Source organism: Nostoc sp., from assembly GCF_041747015.1.
GTDB lineage: Bacteria > Cyanobacteriota > Cyanobacteriia > Cyanobacteriales > Nostocaceae > Nostoc.
The window spans coordinates 1-1,913 of the sequence record NZ_JBGTFY010000221.1; the positions used below are offsets into that span (position 1 = coordinate 1).

The 1,913-nt window shown below is 43.3% G+C and carries 2 protein-coding genes; both read left to right on the forward strand.

What is annotated here, in order from left to right; translation table 11 throughout:
- Positions 1–419 precede the first annotated feature (419 nt).
- A complete protein-coding gene (locus ACEW80_RS17870; protein WP_373527881.1) occupies positions 420–1,622 on the forward strand; it encodes a vanadium-dependent haloperoxidase in 1,203 nt (400 codons plus the stop codon).
- A 37-nt stretch (positions 1,623–1,659) separates the two neighbouring features.
- Positions 1,660–1,791 (forward strand): PEP-CTERM sorting domain-containing protein, encoded by a 132-nt coding sequence (locus ACEW80_RS17875; RefSeq protein ID WP_373527882.1) that lies wholly within the window; start codon positions 1,660–1,662, stop codon positions 1,789–1,791.
- Positions 1,792–1,913: the final 122 nt, after the last annotated feature.

Consider the following 1,913-nt stretch of genomic DNA (forward strand, 5'->3'; position numbering starts at 1 on the left):
ATTGTAAAGATTTTAGAATCACATGGCACTGATCATTTTTGTGGATGTAACCTTGAGCTATAGTTTTCCTTCATTATTTTATAGAGATTAAGGCATAGTTGTCTATAGCAATGAGTCTCTTAATTTTTACCTTCTCAGCCCACAACTTACTGTCAAAACAACAGATTGTAAAACCTGGATTAGTGTCACTACCATTCTTTAAATCAAGGCTTTGAATGACTACTAAAAAGAAGTCAATTCATTAAGCTTAATAATTGGCTAAAAATAGGTTGCTAAATTATTCGCTGATTTCCAACTATCAAAACTGCAAAAAAGTAATCATTTGTTTAAATAATAGGTGCAATTGAATGAAATTATATTTACATTTAGGAATAGCACTAACAAGCTTATTCCTAATTGATAGCGCAAAAGCTGCAGACTTGACCCTAGGCGAAAGTAGCAACGATATTATTCTGTGGAATGAGGTCGCTTTACAAGCTGTACGCGATACTAGATCCGCTCCCACAATAACAGCACGTACTCTGGCGATCGTGCATACTGGTATCTACGATGCTTGGTCTGCCTACGACTCAAGGGCAGTTAGCACTCAGCTTGGTGATACTCTCCAACGACCTGAAGCAGAAAATACTTTTAATAACAAAGCAGAGGCAACTAGTTATGCTGCCTATCGGACTTTAGTAGACTTATTTCCGTCTCAGGCTAATCAATTTAATCAAGTAATGACTAGCCTCGGCTACGATCCCAGCAACACTTCCACCGACACAAGTACACCCGCCGGGATTGGCAACGTAACGGCACAGGTTTTACTAGATTTCCGGTATCAAGATGGCTCGAATCAGTTAGGCAATCTTAATCTGGGCGCATACTCTGATTATACAAATTATCAGCCAGTAAATAGTGCTGACACGCTTGCCGATCCTAATCGTTGGCAACCTTTACCCATCCCTAATGGACAAGGAGGCTTCACTGAGCAGAGGTTTACTACTCCCCACTGGGGACTTGTCACCCCTTTTGCTCTCGTCGAATCAGGTTCGCAAGTACGACCCAGTACAGGTCCGAAAACGACCGCTGAGATAGTAGAGTACGAAAACCAGGCTCAACAAGTCTTCGATCTGGTTGCCAACCTCAATGACGAGCAAAAAACCATCGCTCAATACTGGTCAGACGGTCCGTCAACGGAAACACCACCCGGTCATTGGAATCTTTTTGCTCAGGATGTGTCCGCTAGAGACAAACACGACATTGATGATGATGTCCAGATGTTCTTTGTCTTGAATAACGCTCTTTTTGATACCAGCATTGCTGTATGGGATACCAAAAGAGCATACGATTCCGCACGTCCAGTAACAGCTATTCGCTATTTGATTGATGAAGATTGGAGTTCTTATATAGCTACTCCTCCTTTCCCAGAATATGTGTCAGGACATAGTGCCTTTAGTGCTGCGGGTGCTGAAGTTCTCAAACTGTTTACAGGTAGCGATGTTTTTGGTGCTGCTTACACGCAACTAGCGGGAACTTCTCTTATTCCCAACCAATTAGGTCCAGCAACGAACATAACTCTTTCATGGGATACTTTCTCGGTGGCCGCAGAGGAGGCGGGAATTTCTCGTCGTTATGGGTAGTATCCACTTTGAAGATGGCGACTTAGCAGGGAGAGCTATGGGTCGCCAAGTTGGTACGTTGGCATGGAATCAGGCGCAAACATACATAGTTCCTGAACCTTCTTCGGTGGTGGGTACATTTATATTGGGCGCTTTGGGTGCAGGCGTACTGCTAAAACGTCGCCATTGAGTATTTTTGATCGCACGTAGAGCGATCGGGAAAGCTCCAGTTGCAACAAAATATACCAGCAGTGGCAAGCCAAGTCATTAGCATCGAGAATTACTGTGCCTGAAACCGAAAAACTAGAGGAA